Source organism: Legionella jordanis (genome assembly GCF_900637635.1).
GTDB classification, from domain to species: Bacteria; Pseudomonadota; Gammaproteobacteria; order Legionellales; family Legionellaceae; genus Tatlockia; species Tatlockia jordanis.
This window is the reverse complement of record NZ_LR134383.1, coordinates 60,077-81,596: the sequence shown is the minus strand read 5'-3', so window position 1 is coordinate 81,596 and position 21,520 is coordinate 60,077. Positions and strand designations below refer to the sequence as shown.

Here is a 21,520-nt window from a genome sequence, read left to right as displayed (position 1 = left end):
TTCAGCCCTTCGGATAAAACCGGTATGCCCTTCCTCTTCCTGATGAAATATTCCTTGAAAAAGCCTTTGTCGGAATCAAAAAGGATCAATTCAAAGACAAGGATGGGCAAGGGATTTTGCCTTGTCCGCCTTCTGCAATATTCTTATATAATAGCATCCCTGGGTATACGGAAGATTTGTAAAAAGAATCCGGCGCCTCATGTTTTAATTCTATGTTTTTGCATTCGGCCTCGATTTTCAAATTCGTCAAACATTCATTGATTGACGCGAAGGCTCGTCGCAATAACTCCTTTTTTAAGTTGGGTAACTTGTTTTCCAGTATGTCATCCATTTTTTTAATGTCTGCAAGCAACCATTCAGGGCAGGGAGAATTGATGCTAATGCTGTCTGAGTACATTGAGTGGCTAACCTTATTGGGATAAAAATCGCTGCTGATTTCCTTGATGAATCGATGCCAGGGGCTATCATACAAAAATCGTGAGGCGGATGAATTCGGGAATTTATTAAAGCTTTTTTGCAACAATAATGCACCTTCGCCAAACAATAATGTCAACCGTTTATTTTGTTCCTCAACGGTTTGACGCAGTGGGGTAGTAAACCCCTGCACTTCTTTTTTTAATTGTTCCAAATGGCTTTTAATGGCTTTAGCCTTGTTCCAGGATGTATTAATTGGATCAGGGTTTTTGGGATCGCTAAGTCCCTCAAGATGGGCTTTAGCAGCACTAACCGCGTCCTCGTATTTGTTAACATCCAGATTTGGATGCACAATCATTAAGCGGTAAGCGTCTAAAATATTTAAATTGAATCGGTAAATGCTCAAGGCACAGAGAAATTGCTGCATGTATCTTTTCACATGGGGTTTAGAAGGTTTTTCAATAAAAGTATAGGCATTTTGCTTCAATCGCAAACTCAAGCCAGACTGCTGCACAAAATCATCCAATGCCGCTACCAAAGACGGAGGCGAGCTGGTTTTATACGCCAAATGCTGCGCCCTTTCAGCCAATTGTTCTCCTTCAACAAAACAGCTTTGAACGAGGGCGGAATATTCCTGTAAATCCGAGGTTTCCATAGCCTCTTGCGAATTTTTAATCAGGGACGCCCACAATTGTGGATTGAGAAAATACTCAAGGGATATTTTTCTAATTTTGCCGGCAGTGGTGGTGAACTGTTTGGCTTGCTCGAGCAACTTGGCTATTGTTTTCTTAACTTCCTCTTGCAGCTCCTGTAATTCCTTCTCATCCATAGTCATCTCCCTTAATCCATTTTGATTTCATTTTCTACAGCCCAAGCCAACCCTTGTCAAGATGAAATTCTTCATTCCCGAAGCCTGTTAAGAACGCTATAATTGCGAAAAAAGTGCAAACCATGGTTGTATGAAAAAGCGCGTTCTCATTATTAACACCGGCGGCACCATCAGCAGTGTACAAACAAACAAAGGCTACGAACCTGCCTTAGGTTATGTGCAAACTGCTCTGGCTCAGATTCCGGCTTTAAACCACCCTCACATGCCAGATTATGTCATTAAAGAGTATGAGCCATTGCTAGACTCTTCCAATATGACTTTAAGTGATTGGAATCGAATTGCCAGTGATATTGCTGCAGAGTATGATGCCTTTGATGGTTTCGTCATTTTTCATGGCACAGATACCATGGCATATACGGCATCTGCACTGTCATTTATGCTTGAAAATTTGGCCAAACCGGTCATTGTCACTGGTTCCCAAATTCCACTTTCGGAAGTGCGAAACGACGCCTTTGACAACATCATCACCTCCTTATGGCTTTGCGCGCACAAACCCATTTATGAAGTCTGCATTTATTTTAATCAAAGATTGTTGCGAGGAAATCGCACGCAAAAAATCAGTGCGCAACGATTCGATGCCTTTGATTCACCCAATTACCCCCATTTAGCCAGTATTGGCATTAGCATCGAACTTCAACAAGACATCATGTTGCCCAGACCCCAAAAACCGTTTCAACTGCAAACGCTAAGCCCGCAATTTATTGCCAACTTCCGTCTTTTCCCAGGCTTGGCCAGTAAAGTACTGGACAATATCTTGCAGCAGCCTTTAAAGGGCTTGGTATTAGAAACCTATGGTGCTGGTAATGCACAAAATAATGACGCCCATTTTTTACAGAGCCTTAAAGCGGCCTGTGACCGAGGCATTGTCATTGTCAATTGCAGCCAATGCCAGCAAGGTTGTGTTGAAATGCAGCAATATGCCACAGGTTACACCTTAAAACAGGCGGGATTAATTAGTGGGCATGACATGACACCAGAAGCCGCACATTGCAAATTATTGTACTTATTCAGCAAGAGCCAAGACATTGCGCTAGTAAAGGCCCTCATGGAGAGTAATTTATGCGGGGAGCTTGGCTGTTAATCCGGACTATTGATGTGTCGGAGTCAATACCAAGCTTTCATCCTCGTCGTGCTTTTTATTGACTTTGGGTGCTTTTAGCAGGCTTAAATTGGAGTGCACAGAAGTTTTAGCTGTCTTCTTCGATTCGGCATTAAGCGCTGCGGCATCCTTCTCTTGTTCATCCGTTACTTGTTTTTCTTGGCTTAAAGACTGGTTGGCATCATGTCCAGGAGGTTTATGGGTATTTGATGTCTGCTCCCGCGTTCTTAATTCCAATTCCAATTTCGTTTTAAGCCTTTCTATTTCCGTTTCAGCACGTTCCATATAATACTTAAGGAATCCGCGGGTAGGTTTTAGAGTGGGGGTGATATTAACGTTTGCTAATGTTCCTGTTACAAGAGGTACTCCATCTTTCAAAGCCGCATGGTTCACACAGACCGCGACATTGCCACGGAGGACCCCCTGCACAAAATCAAGGACGCGATTGGCCCGGGCTATGGCATAGCGTTCTTTTTTAGTATCCAGTTCATCGAGGGCATTTTGGCAACTGTGCAGGCTACGCAGCAAAATGTCGTCTTTTTCCTCGCTGACTTCAACTGAATTCCATAGTAGAAAATCCAATAAACCAGTGAACCAACTGTTGTTTGGATTGACTGCTTTGTGGCAAAAATAAAAAGCGGCGTAATAATAAAAACGGTGAAGGGGATCCACATATCGTTCGCTGGTTAACAGATGGTAGTTGGGTTCAACTTGGGAATCAATTTCCAAATGAATATCCAATAATTTTTTTTCTTTTAAAGTAAGGTAAATTACATCAACATCGGAAATTACCTTTGTCAAGGCCTCACCGAACTTACCTTCACCGAGTTTGTTCCTCTTGCATTCCGCCGCAACTGTGGTCTTGTAGTTCAGTACTAACTCTCTAATGTCCTCTAATAATTGTTTATCCTTTTTATCACCAGGGAGATTCAAGACCTCTGATTTCAATTTTTCGGCCTGATCGATTTTGTACTGGGAAAACTCGGTGTTTCGACGAATACTAAAAGCGGATTTGTTTTTAGCTTCAGCCCTGCTCTGCTCATCCCTAAGCTCATGAACCACAAAAAATACCACAATGTCGCGAAAAATGGTTGTCATAGCACTACTCCTTTGCTTTCAATTTTTTTATCATATCCACTAATTTTGTCATTCGCAACATAGATGCAGATTGTTTAATTAGCTGACTAATTTTGCACAAATGCTTGCATAACAAGGAATAATAAGAACTTATGTCATTACAAATTGTCATTTTAGCGGCGGGTAAAGGTAAGAGGATGATGTCCCAAACGCCTAAGGTTCTTCATAAAATAGCCGGTAAGCCGATGCTCGTGCATGTAGTCGACACTGCTCAGCAATTAAACCCAGATGGCATCCATGTTATTTACGGCAATGGCGGCGAGAAATTAAGAGAAGCCTTGCCGGACTTGCCAGTTAACTGGATTTTACAGCAACAGCAACTCGGAACTGGCCATGCCGTGATGCAAGCACTCCCTGCTATTCCAGCCCACTCACAAGTGCTGGTGCTGTACGGGGATGTACCTTTAATAAGTATAGAAACACTTAAAGCCCTGATTGAGTGCAATCAAGCCCATCCAGGGCAGCGTCGTCCACTCAGTTTATTATTGGCAAACCTGGATAACCCTTTCGGGCTTGGACGGATTGTTCGCAATGATCAAGGGGAAATTCGTGCCATTGTTGAGGAGAAAGACGCCACCGTTGAACAAAAACAAATTAAGGAAATTTATAGCGGCATTTGTTGCGCGCAAGCCGACGATTTAGCGAGATGGCTTCCAGCCCTTGGCAATCACAATGCACAGGGAGAATACTATTTAACGGAAATCATTAGCCTGGCGGTGGAAGACGGTGTGCCCATCACCTCCATGCAAGCCAAAAACAGCATTGAAATTCAAGGTGTAAATGATCGTTTGCAATTGCATCAGCTGGAGCGCGTTTGGCAATTGAATTTTGCCAGAGAATTACTTCTCTCAGGAATTTCCATCGCCGACATCAACCGCATTGACGTACGAGGAGATCTCCGTTGCGAAGAAGATGTCTTTATTGATGTAAATAGCCTTTTTAGTGGCTCTGTACGCATCGGGAAACGCTCAAGAATAGGCGCCAATTGCGTGCTTAACAATGTAGTTATTGGGGAGGATTGTGAGATTTTAGCTAATTCGGTGTTGGATGGTTGTGTAATTGGCAATGAATGTGAAATAGGACCTTTTGCGCGATTGCGCCCCGGCACACAGTTGGCACAGAATTGCAAAATTGGTAACTTTGTGGAAGCCAAGAAAGCGGTGTTCTCCGAGGCTTCCAAAGCAAGTCACTTAAGTTATCTTGGTGATGTAGAAATTGGCAAGCACGTCAACATCGGTGCGGGAACCATTACCTGTAATTACGATGGTGCCAATAAGCATCAAACCATTATTGAAGACGGCGTTTTTATTGGTTCAGACACCCAATTGGTTGCCCCGGTGACGGTTGGTGCTAACGCAACAATCGGTGCTGGCAGCACCATTCGAAAAAATGTACCTCCCGGAGAATTGACGCTCACAGAGAGCCGGCAAAAAACCGTTTATGGGTGGAAAAGACCAGAGAAAAAGAAGACGCCGGAATAAAGACGTTTAAGATTTAAAGCGGGTTGTAGCTTATTTCTTAACTAGCAACCGCCTTCGGGTCAGGCGGTTGCAAACAACAGTTATTTTAACAATAACCAGCACTCAGTTAATAATTCCGTTTCAGCAACCTCATGATCTAAATTGTAATAGCAAAAAATGCAGGGCAACTCTCCAAGTTCCTCACCGGATTGAGTCAGCCAGTTTTTATACAAGGCATAGACGGTATCGCCAATGTTATCGCGAGAGCCCTTATGCACAGCCACTGCGTAACGTCCTGCAGGTAACCGCTTTTCAACAATCATCCCCTCTAGTTTTAGCTGCTCAGGTACTGTAATCGCTAGATCAAAACGAAAATTGGCAGCGGCTGTGGTCTTTGGATCATCATAGGCGAATCCAAAGGCCTCCCCTGCTTTAGGTTTTAAATTCATAGATTGTGTTTTTGCCCAGTGAATTAGTTTATTTACGCTTTCACCCACCTTGGCAGGATCACCGCGGTGCTCAAACACAGCCAAGCGTCTTGCCTTCATATTTTTGATGGTTACATTCATTATTTCACCTTGTTTTGCTAAACAATAAGGCGGGGTTTCCCAGGCTTGCCAACTGCACTGAGCTCTAAATTGGCTTGGGCTAAGGTGGCAGGCATTTTTAAATGCTCTCGTAAAAGCCTCATGAGATTCAAACCCCGCATGAATTGCAATTTGAAGAATGGGTTTATCCTTATAAATAATTAATTGATGTGCAGCTCTTTTTAAGCGCAACCAACGAATGTATTGTTGCAAAGATAAACCGGTATACGCTGTAAACAAGCGATGGAAATGATGTTTTGAAAAACATGCAATTTTACTCAGTTGGTCTAAGCTAAGCTCATCATCCAGATGCTTGCCGATAAACCCGAGAACTTTTTCAAATTGCAGTTGATAATTCATAACTGTCTCAATGTGCTTGATTACCTAAACAAGATTACTCGGGCCAAGTCAGGTTTGTTTGATTATTTTTGCTATTCCTTCAAGAAATAGGATGGCATGTGTTAGTCTGGTTAAGACAAACGTCATGAAATACTTCATTAATAGCGCCCATCAAGATGGAAACTGCCGCAATGAAAAGCGTCTTACTGTATCAAGGGAGCAGGAAAATACCATGCGGCTCCTTAAGAAATACTATTGAGCAGTCGAGCTGAGGTTTGTTTTTGCAAAGAATTATAGAGCCACCAAAAGACAGGCAAGCCAAACAAAGTCGCTGCTACCTTGAAAGTCCAGGCGCTTACCGACAAGCCCAGAACTTGCTCGTATGGATAAATACCAGCGAATAATAAACTGTAATTCACCAGGCAAAGCAAAGACGTAGCAATCACATTGGCAATGAGGATGCGCCAACTCCGAGAGATCCCCAGGGATGTTTTCTTCAAATACTCAAGCAGCATGGCATTGCTGACAAAAGTTACAAAAAGACCCAGGGTTGCTGCCGGAATACGTCGCGGAATTATAAAAGAATAAAAGGGATTGAGATTAAAAAATTCTGGTGAAGGCAAATACACTGCACCCATCAACAGCAGGTCAAAACTGAGTTCAACCAAAATCAATACAGCCGTTAAGCGAAGATTAGCCTTATAGCCATATAACTCGGCAATTAAATTGCTCACCATCATTGCCAAAGGAAACAAAATCCCACTGGCTGCCAAGGTCCAGCCATTGGAAAATGAAACCAGGCGATACTCACAAGCCAAACAAATCAGCATGATGGTCACTGCAAAACCCACCAGATAATGGTAGGATGGTTGCGTCAAATACTCAGGAACAGCTTTGTCAAAAGACCAGGTAATATGCTTGGCAAACAATAAACAACTGAGATAAATGATGCCTGTGGTAAAAAGAATTACGGCCACAATCAGTAAGGAATCAAAATAAATGCGATCAAAACTATGGGCATGAGGATCGGAAAATAGCAAAAGAAAATCTAATGTAAAAAAGAAAAAACCGCCAAAAAGAGCCAGTAAAAGTCTTTTTTTGGAAGAAAAAAGTAATTCCTTTTTCTTGGCGCAACATATCAAATGAGGCAAATAAAAGCCCAAAGCAAAAGCTAAAGTAGATGCAAAGAATTTTTTCGGAATGTCTTCAAAAACAATTTGATAGGCAGGATTATCGTGCATGTATTCTGCTGCCGGCAAGTTGACCAGCAAGTAAATTCCAATTGAAAACACATAAAGGGCTAGCAAGGACTGATTGAGCACATGTCTTTGTTCAGTGATGGTGCATTCCTTCAACACGAATAAATAGATGATGGCCACAATAGGACAGACAAAGCTACTGGCGGTAAAAATTAGTCCATGAAGCTCAATGATTTTGAACGATACATTGATGAGTAGGATTAGACAGGTAATCATACTCATTGTGAGGAACAGATAGCTTTGCGTCTGAGGTCTAGTCAAGGAAGTGGTCATACAGTAAGGATACTCACGTTACAAAGACCCAACCATGCACGGTTAAGTTCTAAAATGCGCAGTAATATAACACTTCCAAGATTCTTTTTGCAAATTTTGGCAATTGCGCCCAATAATCTGGCAATGTACTTCGTTTATCCCCACGCATGGTAGATGGGGATAAACAGCACCCTCAGTTAAACAGGGAAGAGTTGGTTTGCAAACTACTTCTGTCTGGAGAAACATTCCCCCTGGGTGCCAATATAAGTTTAGGATCAAGCTGGGTTTTGAAAATTCCTCCGTGACTTGGCCTGCTTTCCATTGCTGAGTTGCTCTGTTCTGGCCGTCTTCTGCGAACGGTACTGATAACCATATCCGGCGTGAGCTCTTGCTTGAACGTATCCACAGAGTCTTTCTTCTCTTTATCCTCAATTTCTTCTATTTTTACTGCAGATTTTATAGGCAAAGGAATCACGAGATGCGGGTCCAGAGTTCCTTTGTCAGCAAAAACCGTTAAATCCTGGGGTTGACCCTTAATTTCAGCAAGCCCTCTATGAAGCGGAAAACCGGTAAATCTGGGAAGAGACGGTCGCTCACCTGGATAGTGTGCCTCTACTCTGGTACGTATGGAATGCAAAGCCATATATAAATCTGAATTACCCAAAAGATTCAACAGCAATTCCACCAAAAATTTGGGCAATTTTGGTACGCCGAAATAACTCGCTATAGGGGGAAGCACCACATTGGTTGTTGCACTTGTCGGCAGCAAAAGAACAGGCTTCGCCTTTTCATGGATGTCTTCAATGATTGAAGTAATCTTAATCACGCGATTTCTGAAGCTTGCCCAAGGAATAACCGGGTCTCGCTTAAAATGCTCCAAATCATGGAATAAACTGGGCAGCAGCGGTTTAAAATAATTTTGAAAATGTGGATGGAACCATAAAGCCTGGATCCGTCCTGGTATTTCTTTCCAGGGCAGCAGTGGCGCAGGGTTATCTTTGAACAGAGGGGGAAGCTTTTTTCTTAGGCCAATAATTAAGGCATCGACAAGAAAAATAACCGTTCGCTCCCACAGCTCAATCGGATCACGAGCCCGCTGTGAGGCTTCCACTGGTGGAGGTAAAACCCTTTGCGAAGTTATGGCCACCATTGCAATCATTAAGAGACTATCAATATAAACGGCATAATACTGGGACGGAATTCCCGCATGGATTCCAAGATATGACAGCACATGATCCGTACTGCTCTCCATTAGAAAGAGTGTCAGGCAGGTGAGAAGCTCATGGGCAATTCCGAGGGACAAAGCTAATTCTGGATACTCCCGGCGGTATTCCTCTTGGTGAATACCACAAAGCCTGGGAGTTGTCAGCGTAAGTATATAGCGGCCTTTTAGATAAGTTGCTCCTGCCCTGTGGGCCATTTCGCCGACGATAGGAATATGCCGTATAGGGCTTAAGGCAAGTAAAGACGAATAGTGGCCTAAGGAAGAGCCTTCTAGAAGCCCTTTTATGCCATGGCTCTCACATAATGTCATGGTAGGAGTCTTGCTGTCTTTATCAAAAATATTGCTGCTGTCCATTACCAAAATGGCGATCCTTAACGCGGTTTGCGCACGTTTTGGGTAGGAATATAAGTAGTAGGCGGCACTTACTCCCCATAATCCAAGTTGTATCGTTGTGGAAGCACTCACGAAGGAGGGTTCTCGGTGTTCGTCCAAATAGTCTTGCCCCATGTCTTGAATGTTGGCATAAACCCAATCGACCAGGGCCAACACAGCAACATCCTCAACTAAGATGCGGCCTGCTCCTCGCAATAACCTGCGAATCCTTGGGGTGAAAACGCTGTTTACTGCGGTTCGAGGGATAGCAGGAATTAATTCCAGTCCTTCGCTGATTGTTCTATAGGAGAAATTGGCCACACTGGTTACGCCATTGCTGAATGAGGCATTGTTCCAAACAGCAGCCCCCCATTGAACAGCCTTATCCTTAATTTTATCCCACCAGCCCATGATGTTCTCCTGCAAATCCTTTGGAATTTTCCATTCTATGAGTAACGATAAAAAATTACCAGAGTAGCTGAATTTTTGCATGTTATCCCCACAGAGGAGCAATATGCCGAAAAATAGCGGCATGCAAAACTGGCTTATTTTGGCAATTGGGGAGGAGTTAAGTTCTTTTCTTTATATTCACAAAGATCACAGATGAGACATTGGTAGCATTTCGGTTTACGAGCTATGCACACATAGCGACCATGGAGAATAAGCCAGTGGTGAGCATCATGCAAAAACTCCTTATCCACATGTTTTAATAATTCTTTTTCTACGGCCACGGGAGTTTTGCCTTTAGCAATACCCGTGCGGTTTGACACACGAAAAATATGCGTATCGACTGCCATGGTGGGCTGACCAAAGGCTGTATTCAAGACGACATTAGCAGTTTTACGGCCTACGCCAGGAAGTTCCTCCAAGTCCTCCCGATTATCGGGCACTTGGCCACCATGTTTTTCGACCAGAATCTGACAGGTTTTAATTACATTTTTGGCTTTATTATTATAAAGGCCAATCGATTTGATGTAGGATTTAAGCGTCGCCTCCCCCAAATCTAAAAGGGCTTGGGGGGTATTTGCTATAGGGAACAATTTCATTGTAGCTTTATTGACGCTGACGTCTGTTGTATGTGCGGATAAAATCACAGCGATGAGCAATTCGAAAGGTGTGTGATAAACCAATTCCGTCGTAGGGTGAGGGTTTTGCGCCCTAAAACGCTCAAAAATGGCGCGTCGCTTGGCCTTATTCATGGCTTTTTTGCCTGCACTCGCTCTAAAGCCTTCAAGATGTACTCCCGTTTGGCTTTCAAATCCAAATCATTCTGATTTTGCTGGGCCAATCTTCGTTTCTCTCGGTACAATTGTTGTTTTTCCTGCTCCATACGTATAAATCGAGCCTTCCTTGCATTGAATCGTTGCCTTGCCAAGGCTTTATCAAAGCTGGACTCAGGAAGTACCTGCATTTCAATGCAATCAACCGGACAGGGCTCAATGCAAAGACCACAACCGGTGCACTCCTGGCTAAGAACGGAGTGCATTAATTTACCACTGCCAATAATGGCATCCACAGGACAAGCTTGAATGCATTTGGTACAGCCAATGCATTCTGCTTCGCGAATCAATGCCACAGAGGGTGCACGTGTATTCGCTTGGGCATTGGCCAAATAAGGGTGTGGATCAACGTCTAATAAGTTGCCCAGGGCTTTAACCAGGGGCGCACCACCAGGTGGGCAAAGATTGATGCAAGCACTGCCCTGAGCCAAGGCTTCAGCATAAGGCAGGCAGCCCGCATAGCCGCATTCACCGCATTGCGTTTGGGGCAAAAGCTCATCAATAACTTTTACTTCAATCATTTATTTGACCTTCATGCCGGGCTTGGCACCTTCGTCTGGTTCAAGTAAAAAGATCCCTTTTCCATCTCCAGCGGCCAAGACCATACCTTCAGACACCCCAAAACGCATGGTTCTCGGTGCCAAATTGGCGACCATTACCGTAAGGCGCCCTAGCAATTGCGAAGGTGAATACGCCGATTTAATGCCGGCAAACACCTGCTTTTGACTATCCCCTAGATCAAGTTGCAAGCGAAGCAATTTATCGGCGCCTTCCACTTCTTCTGCGGCAATAATTTTAGCCACCCGTAAATCGATTTTACCAAAATCTTCGATGCTGATGCTGGCATTGTTATCAGCCGGTTCATTCTTCTTAGGTTCAGCCATGACATGTTCCTTCGTTTGTTGCAGCATAGCCTCTATTTTTTCTTTTTCGACGCGTGAGAGTAGAGGGCTAAAACTGTTAATTTTATGATTGAGCAAGGGACTGGCACTGTTTTGCCAGTTTAAAGGCTCACAATTTAAAAATTGTTCCGCTTCTTTAGCCATGCGGGGAAGCACAGGTTTTAAGAAGGTCATCAATAAGCGGAATAAATTAAGGCCCATACTACAAATATCCTGAACCTCAGCCAAAGAATCCGCATCTTTCGCCAGCACCCAAGGTTTGTTGGCATCAATGTATTGATTAACCTTGTCAGCGCATTCCATAATTTGCCGGATGGCCTTGGCATAGTCTCTTTGCACAAAGGCCTCAACAATGCCTTGTTGTTGACTTAATACCGTTTGAAACAATTCAGGCTCGGACAGTTTGGCGCTTAGCTGGTTATCAAAGCGTTTGTTAATAAAGCCGGCGCAGCGACTGGCGATGTTAACCACTTTGCCGACCAAATCCGCATTCACGCGGTTGGTGAAATCATCAAAATTTAAATCCAGATCATCCACTCGGCCATTTAGCTTGGCTGCAAAATAATAGCGCAAATATTCGGGATCTAAATGGGCCAAATAGGTTCTTGCCTCGATGAAGGTGCCGCGTGATTTGGACATTTTCTGTCCATTAATGGTTAAAAAGCCATGAGTAAATACGGCTGTGGGCAAGCGATGATTGCTGCCAGCCAAAATGGCAGGCCAGAATAAAGCATGGAAATACACAATGTCTTTACCGACGAAGTGATACAATTCGCTGCTGCTGTTTTCTCCCCAGAACTCATCAAAAGACAAGCCCTGCTCGTCGCAATACTTCTTAAAGCTCGCCATATAACCAATGGGGGCATCAAGCCATACGTAAAAATATTTATCTTCAGTTCCAGGAATTTTAAAGCCAAAGTATGGGGCATCACGCGAAATGTCCCATTGTTTCAATCCGGCGGCAAACCATTCATCCAGTTTGTTGGCGACTTCCGTTTGCAAATGGCCCTGGCGAGTCCAGTTTTTTAATAATTGTTCATATCGGGGTAAATCAAAAAAATAATGTTCGGAATCCTTCTCAATGGGTTTGGCACCGGAAATTGCCGATACAGCATCAATTAATTCGGTGGGCGTGTAAGTCGCACCGCAAGCTTCGCAATTATCGCCATATTGATCAGGGGTTTTGCACTTAGGGCAAGTTCCTTTGACATAGCGATCCGGCAAAAACATTTGTTTAACTGGATCATAGGCTTGCCGAATGGTTCTTTTCACAATATCGCCAGCCTGTTGCAAACGTTCGTAAATTTGCGCTGATAACAATTGATTTTCGGGAGAATGGGTTGTGTGGTAGCAATCGTAATCAATGGCAAATGCCGCGAAATCCTGTTCATGGCTTTGCTTCATTTCTGCAGTTAATTGCTCTGGTGTAATTCCGAGCTGCTCAGCTTTAAGCATGATGGGAGTGCCATGGGCATCATCACCACACACGCTGATGCATTGGTGACCCAACATTTTATGAGTACGCACCCAAATATCGGTTTGAATATGCTCAACCAAATGGCCTAAATGCAAATGACCATTGGCATAAGGCAAAGCGCTGGTGACCAGCATTTTACGGATTGTCATAATGAAAAGCCTGTAGCAAATAAATCGCCGATTATAACGTATAGCTTAGGAGAATGCTGCATTCAATGCGGTGAATGCATTTAGAATAAAAAAACGCGGCACTTGGCCGCGTTTCAGAAACCTACCTTGTTTAGTACATCAATACCAGTTTATTGGTGGGTAGGTGTAGTACTACTAGGGTTAAACGTAGGAGGAGTAGCAGTGTCTAAAGGCTCGCTACCAAATAGAGTTGTGTGCTTAGGTGGAAAAACAGGCTTCTCTTCAGGTTTGCCACAGCAGCCATTTGGAAATAGCTTTGACCAAACACTTGGGCCTTTTGCTTCTTCTGGAGAATCTTCCACGTCAATTAAAGAAATTTCCTCTTCAGGATTAGGATTGTGAGCAGGAGCTGGGGTAATGGCTTTATCCAACAGATTATAAACTGCCACAGCAGCATTCCACAAAGAGCTCATTGTCAAACTGGCAGCAAAAGTAATAGCACCCAACGCAGCAACGGCATAAGCTGTGCTTAAAGATGCCAAAAACGCAAATGGGGTGAAGCCAAACGCAGTTAATCCAGCAACAGCTAAGATGGCTGGGGGAAAAGCAATTGCCAGGGCAACTACAGCAGCCGTAGTCAGAGTAGCCAACAGTATTGCCAGGGATGCTGCCCAATGCCTTCTAATAAAGTCTAACATAGATTTTTTTCTCCTTGGTTGAAAATCGCTGCGATAATACCAATCTGTTTGGTGAATGTGAAACGGAACTGCGCAATTTGTTGTAACATTTCTGTAAAGTTTTTGATTTGTAAGTATTTTTTATAGATATTTTGTCGGGTCTGGATAACCTGCCATTAAAAACCCTTGTTTGCGAAAAATGCAGCTGTCGCAGCGCCCGCAAGCCCTGCCTTCTTCCGTCGCCTGATAGCAGGAAACCGTCAAAGAATAATCCAGTCCTAAACGTAAACCGGTGCGGATGATTTCACTTTTATCCAAATGCTGCAAAGGGGCATGCAAGTGAAATTTATCGCCCTCAACGCCAGCTTTTGTGCCTAGATTCGCCACCTGTTGAAAAGCATCAATAAATTCGGGTCGGCAATCCGCATAATGGGAATAATCAATGGAATTGACACCGATAAAAATGTCACGTGCGCCAATTACTTCAGCCATGGCAAGGGCAATGCTTAAAAATATGGTATTTCGTGCAGGCACATAAGTGATTGGGATTTCTTTTGAACCCGAATAATCAGGGACTGCGATGCTTTTATCGGTTAACGCTGAACCACCAAAGGCACTTAAATCCAGTTGCACAATACGATGCTCAGCAACCGACAGAACCTCGGCAATGCGTTTGGCTGCCAATAATTCGGCATTATGCCGCTGTCCATAAGCAAAGCTCAGTGCATAACAGGCAAAACCCTCTGCCTTAGCAATAGCCAGTACTGTTGCAGAATCCAACCCCCCTGATAATAAAACCACTGCTTTTTTCATTGAAATTTCCAAAAAATTACCATCGCTGTCGTAACCAACTCAAAAAAAGACCAATAAAGACAAGAAATTACTTCAAACATTCCTTAATACTCAGTTTAAACGCTTAAATTAAGTAAATAAGTTTTCAATAGTGTAAATTTGGCCTTTGCCAGCTTGTCCTTGGATTACGTGCTATGTTATAAAAAAGAACAAATTGAGCATTTTACATGTTCTCGACATCAGCCACCAGATTTTTTTGACGAGGTGCCATTATGAGCGGCAGCAACCCGGTTAATCAGACTTCAACATTACTTGCTTTGGGGGACACACTTTATGCTGCTCTTCCTACAGGCTCCCTTGACATTCCTGCTCATGATTATAAAACATTCTTCTATCAAAGAAATGAAATTGCCAGTTTATTAAGCTACTACAGTGCTCAATTGAATAGCTCAAATCCCTTCATGTTCAAATACCTCAATGAAGCCCAAAAAATTCAGCAACAGAAACAATTGCTGTTTACTCTCTACTTATATAGTGCCCAAGCCAAAATTGATGAAGTCGAAGGGCGAACTCGAAATTTAAAAGACCACATGGAAGGCATGAACAAATGCCTGCAGCGTTTAAGAGAATTACAGCCTCATCTTAATGACAACCGAGAAGAGGCGCAGTTGCAGCAAGAAATTTCTACCTCCAATGGTTATCTGGCCTATCTTGGTTTAACCATGGTTGCACCCTGGTTGGTTTCCGAAATCATGGAATTCATTGATCCTTCTGCAAAAGGCGAAAATGCTAAAGCCGCAAGCAATGACAGAATATATGAAATAAGAGCAAAAGACGGCGAATTAGACGGCTTTGCTGAAGGGAAAAAGACCAAAGTTGCGATTGAAGGCATGAGTCAGGTCAATGCACGCCGTTTATATTGGGTCTGGGGGGGCGGCATGCTTGCCTCCATACTTGAATTGATGGCATTTAATGAGACCCTGCCTTTGGATCAAATTGGCCAAGCCCAAAAACATCTTTCCACGCCCTCATCCATGACGGGTACCATGAGTTGGGCTCTTTATTACACGCGCTTTGGCATCCAGGCACTTTTATTGATGAAACACTCCGGCCCATGGGTGAATCAAACCGAAAGCCAAATACCTGCCTGGGATAGATTTAAGACCCAATGGCAGCAAAGAAAATTTGCCATACTCAATGATTCAATCTGGGCCACCGCCAATTTAGTCTGCTTTTTCTGGCTCAGAGGTGTAGGCGCAATGGGCTATGCCGGTAATGTGCTCACTGCTTTGCTGTTATTAATGGATTTAACGCTCACCATCTGGCGCTTTGTTGAGGAAAGCACCAAGCACAACGTGGAAATGCAGGCTTTTGAAACACGTAAAGAGAAGCTATTAACCGATATCAGTAAGTTGGACGGTGAAATTGAAGCCAACAAGAAAATTTATGACAAGCTTGAAAATAATGAACAGCAGCAGCAGTTAAAATTGGAGCTGGAGCAAGAAATTAAAGAAGCCGAAAAGAAAAAAGCAATTCTTCAGGCTGAATTGCTGCAGTTTTCCAAAGTTATGAAGCAAAGCCAAACGGCTTGGAAATATAAAAAATATGGATTAATCAATGATACGGTTTATGCTGCAGGTTTGTTATTCGCCTTCTGCATTGTTTGCAGTTTTTTCTTCCCACCCGCGGCAATCGCCCCGCTTGCGGCATTAATTATGGCAGTAGGTGGTGCGGCGCTTTGCTTTAGCTTAACCATCGCCGCGGCGGCCGTTGGTGGTGGACTTGAGATAGCCAAAACCAAAGAATCCATTAGAGAAGCTCGTGAGGATTGTCGATCATTATTACAAGAGTTCAAGGACTGTGCAGATGAAAATGTCCGAAAACAGCTTTACCTGGAAATGAAAGCTTTAATGGCTCAAACCAGTTATCAGGAAGCCCTGGTGAAGCATCAAGCCATCAAATTACTGCGTTCTGTCTTTGTCGATGCAGTCATACCGGCTTTGGTTTTTGCCTCTTTAGTGTTCATGCCATTAGGAATCGGTTTAGCAGCCATGGCTGTTGGGTTGGCGGTTGCTTTGATTTCACACCTGATCATCAGCCACTTTGAACCTAAAAAAGACGATTATGAAGAACTTAAAGACGTCAAACAGCAGGTAAAATTTGAATCTGAATACAATGAGTTTGTGCAAAGGCTTGAGACGAGTGATTCAACTCTCACGGATAAAGATTTGACGCACTTATTTGCCACAAATGAAAACAGGGCATCTCGAACTTGTGGCATTCCCAGTCTGTTTGGCGGCCATGGTTACACCAAACTGGAACCCAGTTCTAACGGACCTGATGCCGCTATAAAAAAGCAGCAATAACCAAATTCCTTCTCTCTCGCAGCATAGTCAACCAAATGGTTTGGTATGCTGCTAAAAAAGTGTATAATTGAAGGATTTGTTGCGCAATTCTTTCCTCATATGAATCTTGAAACAGTATATGACGTCATTGTGGTCGGCGGAGGCCATGCTGGAACCGAAGCCGCTCTCGCGGCTGCTCGCATGGGCGCAAAGACTCTTCTACTCACCCATAATATGGACATGCTTGGTCAGATGTCTTGTAATCCTGCGATTGGCGGCATAGGTAAAGGCCATCTGGTCAAGGAAATTGATGCTCTGGATGGGGCTATGGCCTTGGCGGCCGATGAAGCAGGCATTCAGTTTCGCATTTTAAATGCATCTAAAGGCCCTGCCGTTAGGGCAACCAGAGCGCAGGCGGATCGTGTCTTGTATCGTCAAGCCATTCGCCACCAACTACAAAATCAAAGCAATTTAACTTTGTTTCAGCAAGCAGTGGACGACATTTTAATTGAAGGAGACCGAGTGAGCGCGGTTGTCACGCAAATCGGTTTAATTTTAAAAGCTCAGGCCATTGTGTTAACAGTTGGTACATTTTTAGGTGGCAAGATTCACGTGGGTATGAATCAATATGCGGGCGGGCGCGCAGGCGACCCTCCTGCCATTGCCTTGGCGCAACGCCTGCGGGAATTAGCCCTGCCGGTTGGCCGCCTTAAGACAGGAACACCCCCAAGGATTGATGGCCGCTCACTGGACTACAGTCAAATGAGCGTTCAACCTGGAGATGAACCTGTTCCTGTGTTTTCCTATCTGGGAAATCCCTCTTTGCATCCAAAGCAGGTGCCTTGCTACATCACGCACACCACAGCGCAAACTCATGAAATCATCCAGCAAAATTTACATCAGTCTCCGATGTATGCCGGTGTAATTGAAGGGATTGGACCCCGTTACTGCCCTTCCATTGAAGATAAAATCGTTCGCTTCGCGGATAAATCATCCCATCAAATTTTTGTGGAGCCGGAAGGCTTGACCACACATGAGATTTATCCAAACGGCATTTCAACTAGCCTACCCTTTGAGGTTCAAGTGCAATTCGTACGCACGATAAAAGGCTTTGAGCAGGCACACATCACGCGTCCAGGATATGCCATAGAATACGATTACTTTGATCCTCGCGGGCTAACTCCTTACCTACAAACCAAAGCCTTGAGTAATCTTTTCTTTGCTGGCCAAATTAACGGTACCACAGGTTACGAGGAAGCAGCCGCTCAAGGCTTAATTGCCGGCATGAATGCCGCTTTGCAAACACAAGACAAAGAATTGTGGTCGCCGCGCAGGGATGAGGCTTATGTGGGCGTGTTAATTGATGATTTGATCACCTGTGGAACACAAGAGCCTTATCGCATGTTCACTTCACGGGCAGAGTATCGTTTGCTGTTGCGCGAAGACAATGCTGATCTCCGTCTAACCGAAAAAGGCCGTGAACTAGGATTGGTTGGCGACAAACGCTGGCAGGTCTTTTGTGAAAAAAGAGAAGCCATTGAAAAGGCTCGTGCACAACTTAAAGACAGTATTGTCCGCGTCTCGCACAATGAACAATTACAACATGTACTCGAGAATCCTTTGCAACAAGATTGCAAGGCAGCGGAGCTGCTCAAACGCCCGGAAGTCCGTTATGGCGATTTACAAGCCGTTGAGGCACTCAATTTAGCTGCCTTGCCTGATGACGTGGCAGAACAAGTGGAAATCCAAAGTAAATATGCAGGTTACATTGAACGGCAATTGCTGGATATAGAACGTTTGCGCAAGCATGAGAATACCCAACTCCCCGCTGATTTGGATTACAACAAAGTCTCTGGTTTGTCGAATGAAGTGATGCAAAAATTAAGCCGCATTAGACCCACCACTCTCGCCCAAGCTGGACGGATTTCAGGCGTTACACCGGCTGCCCTATCCTTATTACTCGTTCACCTGAAAAAACATCGGGAATCCGCATGAGCTTTCCTCCTGAAATCAGTAGACAACTGGAAAAAGGCTTTAAGGAATTGGCGATTGACCTGGACCCGGCACCTTTTCTAAATTATTTGTCCTTATTGCATAAATGGAATCGCAGTTATAATTTAACAGCGGTACGCGATTTGGATAGTATGGTTACGCGTCATCTGCTTGATAGTTTGGCTATCATTCCATGGGTTAAGGGACCTGCTATTCTTGATGTAGGCAGCGGAGCTGGCTTGCCTGGAATTCCCCTGGCTCTTTACAGTTCGAATTGGCAGATAACCCTGCTGGATAGCAATGGCAAAAAAATTCGTTTTTTACAAGAAGTTAAGCGCAGTTTAAATCTTAATAATGTCCATATTGTGCAATCTCGCGTTGAAAACTACCACCCGCCCTCAGCTTTTGATACAGTAACAAGTCGGGCCTTTAGTGATTTGGCGCAAATGCTACAGTGGACTTCTCACCTTGTTCATCGAGAAGGCATTTGGCTTGCCATGAAAGGCCGCTACCCTGAAACCGAATTAGCGAGCATCAACCTGCCTTATCAAGTCGAGTCTTATTCAGTACCAGGACTGGATGGCGAGCGTTGCTGCGTGATCATCAAAAATGCAACCGAGGAATAACCATGGCCAAAGTCATAGCCATTGCTAATCAAAAAGGAGGCGTGGGTAAGACAACCACCGCAATCAATTTGGCGGCTTCTTTAGCGGCCAACCGTCATCCAGTGCTGTTGGTTGATCTGGATCCTCAAGGCAATGCCACCATGGGCTCAGGCGTCGATAAAAATGCCCTGGTTCTAACAGCTAATGATGTCCTTCTTCGTGATTGCCTGGCAGAGCATGCCTCGGTATCCACTTTATGTGGCTATGATTTAATTCCAGCGAATGGCGATTTGACGGTAGCAGAAGTCAGTTTGATGGAACGGAATCACCGCGAAACCTTTCTGTTTAAAGCATTGCAGTCGGTACAAAGCGCCTATGATTTTATTTTGATTGATTGTCCACCCGCTTTAAATACTCTCACCATCAATGCCTTGGTAGCCGCAGATTCGGTTCTAATTCCCATGCAATGCGAATATTATGCTTTGGAAGGATTGGCCGCATTAATCAATACCATTGAACAAGTGAGAGCAAGTGTTAATTCACGTTTGCACATCGAAGGCTTGCTTCGAACAATGTACGATGCGCGCAACCGCCTATGCTCAGAAGTTTCTAAACAACTTCTTGAACACTTTGGTAATAAAGTATATCGCACCGTCATACCGCGCAATATTCGACTGGCTGAGGCGCCCAGCCATGGTGTACCAGCGCTGCAGTATGACAAAAGCTCCGCAGGAGCTGCAGCTTACATGGTTTTGGCTTCTGAAATCATTAACAAACAGGCTGTTGCTTCAGTTTGAGAACAGGTCAGTCGGTTTTTGAATTTCAAATTGCACAATAAGTGCAGAATGGTCATGTTCATAGCATTTTGAAACACGCCTTTCAGAGGCTTGGCGTTATAGCCATTCGTACTGATTGGGCAGTGACCCGTTAATAGAGGTTATTATGACAGTTAAAAGCAGAGGTTTGGGACGTAATTTATCAGCTTTATTGGGCAGCAGCCACACGGGGCTTTTAATGGATAAGCCAAGTTCCGAGCATTTGAAACTAGCTGTTCATTCTCTGCAGCCAGGAAAATATCAACCCCGCGGGGAAATTGAAGAGTCCACTCTCAATGAATTGGCTTCTTCAATCAGGCAGCAAGGCTTATTGCAGCCTTTAATAGTCCGCGAAATAGACAATGGCCGCTATGAGATTATTGCGGGGGAACGGCGGTGGCGCGCTTCCCAACTGGCAGGATTAAGTGAGGTGCCTGTCGTTCTACGCCAGGTGGATGATGAAACCGCCATGGCAATGGCTCTTGTTGAAAATTTGCAACGCGAAGATTTAAATCCAATGGATCAAGCGCGTGCAATGCATCGCTTGACTACCGAATTTGCCCTTACGCATCAGCAAGTTGCCGATCTTCTCTCTAAATCACGTGCTGCAGTCAGCAATTATTTGCGTTTACTCTCGTTAAATCCCGAGGTGCGCCGCTTACTGGAACATGGTGATTTGGATATGGGACATGCCAGGGCTCTACTTATTTTAGAACCAGAACAGCAAAGTCAAGTTGCCAAATTGGTTGTGGCACAGAGTCTTTCAGTAAGAGAAACAGAAAAACTGGTCGCTCGAGTTAAAGCCGGCAAACCTGAGCCTGTACAAACGAAAAGAGAATTATCTCCACAGGTGCAGGTTCAATTACAGGCATTATCCCACCAACTCAAAACCAAAGTAAAAATTAATCAGGCAAGCTCGGGCAAAGGAACTTTGGTCATTCACTATGAGGATTCCGAGAGATTGCAGGCACTGATTAATGAGCTGCTTAGCCAATAGGTGTAAGCTTTAAGCTTGCCAGCTCTTGATTTGGAATGCAGCTGCCTTTAGGTGATTAGCGTTGCATAAATTGAGCGACAGCATCCTGTATCCAGGATAGTTTCCCAGGAGCGGTAGTTTATAAAATTCCTTGTTTTTATCCCGGAATGCTTAAGAATTGTGCAATACTGCCGATATAAAAGTATATCGCGGAGATGCTCATGCAAATTGAACCACTTCAACCTGTGGCGGTAACACTAAAATGCAATGAAAATTATGCATCCAGTCTGCTTTTAGAATTAACAGACAGCAAAATGAAAGTGAGCAGTGAAGACTATCTTGATAAAGATAGTTTAGTGACATTTAAAGCGCAATTCTTTTATGGAGAGGCAATCGTCAGCAGCGTGCAGTTTCAGGACAGGAAATTTACTTATACCTTGGAAATACGCTCGATTAAATATCAACCTGGATTGTTGGTCAATCAGAAGTTGTAGTGCA

The 21,520-nt window shown here is 44.0% G+C and carries 18 protein-coding genes; 8 read left to right on the top strand and 10 right to left on the bottom strand.

Annotated features, from left to right (window positions below):
* Positions 1–85: 85 nt before the first annotated feature.
* Positions 86–1,243: a hypothetical protein gene (locus EL203_RS00365; protein WP_058471525.1), complete on the bottom strand. Its 1,158-nt coding sequence runs from the start codon at positions 1,241–1,243 to the stop codon at positions 86–88.
* 130 nt (positions 1,244–1,373) lie between these two features.
* On the opposite strand from EL203_RS00365, the gene ansA reads away from it, so the two are divergent.
* Positions 1,374–2,384, top strand: coding sequence for an asparaginase (ansA, locus tag EL203_RS00360; RefSeq protein WP_058471526.1), 1,011 nt, complete (start codon positions 1,374–1,376; stop codon positions 2,382–2,384).
* 6 nt (positions 2,385–2,390) lie between these two features.
* Here ansA and EL203_RS00355 read toward each other — a convergent pair whose 3' ends face one another.
* A complete protein-coding gene (locus EL203_RS00355) occupies positions 2,391–3,500 on the bottom strand; it encodes a hypothetical protein (RefSeq protein ID WP_058471527.1) in 1,110 nt (369 codons plus the stop codon).
* Between the two features lie 131 nt (positions 3,501–3,631).
* Here EL203_RS00355 and glmU point away from each other — a divergent pair, with 131 nt between their 5' ends.
* A complete protein-coding gene (gene glmU / locus EL203_RS00350; protein ID WP_058471528.1) occupies positions 3,632–5,020 on the top strand; it encodes a bifunctional UDP-N-acetylglucosamine diphosphorylase/glucosamine-1-phosphate N-acetyltransferase GlmU in 1,389 nt (462 codons plus the stop codon).
* Positions 5,021–5,100: 80 nt separating this feature from the next.
* Here glmU and EL203_RS00345 read toward each other — a convergent pair whose 3' ends face one another.
* The 8 genes from EL203_RS00345 to queC all read right to left on the bottom strand — a co-directional run bounded on the left by EL203_RS00345 (position 5,101) and on the right by queC (position 14,310).
* Complete coding sequence (locus EL203_RS00345; protein WP_058471529.1) at positions 5,101–5,946, bottom strand: AraC family transcriptional regulator; 846 nt, start codon at positions 5,944–5,946, stop codon at positions 5,101–5,103.
* A gap of 221 nt (positions 5,947–6,167) precedes the next feature.
* Positions 6,168–7,400 carry a VUT family protein gene (locus EL203_RS00340; protein WP_232003970.1) on the bottom strand — a complete coding sequence of 411 codons (1,233 nt, stop codon included), beginning with the start codon at positions 7,398–7,400 and terminating at the stop codon, positions 6,168–6,170.
* A 229-nt stretch (positions 7,401–7,629) separates the two neighbouring features.
* Positions 7,630–9,525, bottom strand: coding sequence for a hypothetical protein (locus EL203_RS00335; protein ID WP_058471531.1), 1,896 nt, complete (start codon positions 9,523–9,525; stop codon positions 7,630–7,632).
* A 53-nt stretch (positions 9,526–9,578) separates the two neighbouring features.
* The gene (gene nth, locus EL203_RS00330; RefSeq protein ID WP_058471532.1) at positions 9,579–10,232 is read right to left on the bottom strand and encodes an endonuclease III; all 654 of its coding nucleotides are present in this window, start codon (positions 10,230–10,232) and stop codon (positions 9,579–9,581) included.
* Positions 10,229–10,834, bottom strand: a complete 606-nt coding sequence (locus EL203_RS00325) for an RnfABCDGE type electron transport complex subunit B (RefSeq protein WP_058471533.1) — start codon at positions 10,832–10,834, stop codon at positions 10,229–10,231. Before EL203_RS00325 ends, nth begins: the two co-directional genes overlap by 4 nt.
* Complete coding sequence (gene metG / locus EL203_RS00320) at positions 10,835–12,841, bottom strand: methionine--tRNA ligase (RefSeq protein WP_058471534.1); 2,007 nt, start codon at positions 12,839–12,841, stop codon at positions 10,835–10,837.
* A gap of 149 nt (positions 12,842–12,990) precedes the next feature.
* Positions 12,991–13,518, bottom strand: a complete 528-nt coding sequence (locus EL203_RS00315) for a hypothetical protein (RefSeq protein WP_058471535.1) — start codon at positions 13,516–13,518, stop codon at positions 12,991–12,993.
* A gap of 120 nt (positions 13,519–13,638) precedes the next feature.
* Entirely contained in the window at positions 13,639–14,310 is a 672-nt protein-coding gene (queC, locus tag EL203_RS00310; protein ID WP_058471536.1) for a 7-cyano-7-deazaguanine synthase QueC, read from the bottom strand.
* A gap of 251 nt (positions 14,311–14,561) precedes the next feature.
* Here queC and EL203_RS00305 point away from each other — a divergent pair, with 251 nt between their 5' ends.
* The 6 genes from EL203_RS00305 (at position 14,562) to EL203_RS00280 (ending at position 21,516) form a co-directional block, all read left to right on the top strand.
* Positions 14,562–16,655: a hypothetical protein gene (locus EL203_RS00305; protein WP_058471537.1), complete on the top strand. Its 2,094-nt coding sequence runs from the start codon at positions 14,562–14,564 to the stop codon at positions 16,653–16,655.
* 99 nt (positions 16,656–16,754) lie between these two features.
* Positions 16,755–18,629, top strand: coding sequence for a tRNA uridine-5-carboxymethylaminomethyl(34) synthesis enzyme MnmG (gene mnmG, locus EL203_RS00300; protein ID WP_058471538.1), 1,875 nt, complete (start codon positions 16,755–16,757; stop codon positions 18,627–18,629).
* On the top strand, positions 18,626–19,252 hold the full coding sequence (gene rsmG, locus EL203_RS00295) for a 16S rRNA (guanine(527)-N(7))-methyltransferase RsmG (RefSeq protein WP_058471539.1): 627 nt from the start codon (positions 18,626–18,628) through the stop codon (positions 19,250–19,252). The genes mnmG and rsmG overlap by 4 nt, the downstream gene beginning before the upstream one ends.
* A gap of 2 nt (positions 19,253–19,254) precedes the next feature.
* Positions 19,255–20,028: a ParA family protein gene (locus tag EL203_RS00290; protein WP_058471540.1), complete on the top strand. Its 774-nt coding sequence runs from the start codon at positions 19,255–19,257 to the stop codon at positions 20,026–20,028.
* Positions 20,029–20,173: 145 nt separating this feature from the next.
* On the top strand, positions 20,174–21,043 hold the full coding sequence (locus EL203_RS00285; protein ID WP_058471541.1) for a ParB/RepB/Spo0J family partition protein: 870 nt from the start codon (positions 20,174–20,176) through the stop codon (positions 21,041–21,043).
* Positions 21,044–21,243: 200 nt separating this feature from the next.
* A complete protein-coding gene (locus EL203_RS00280) occupies positions 21,244–21,516 on the top strand; it encodes a hypothetical protein (protein WP_058471542.1) in 273 nt (90 codons plus the stop codon).
* Positions 21,517–21,520 lie beyond the last annotated feature (4 nt).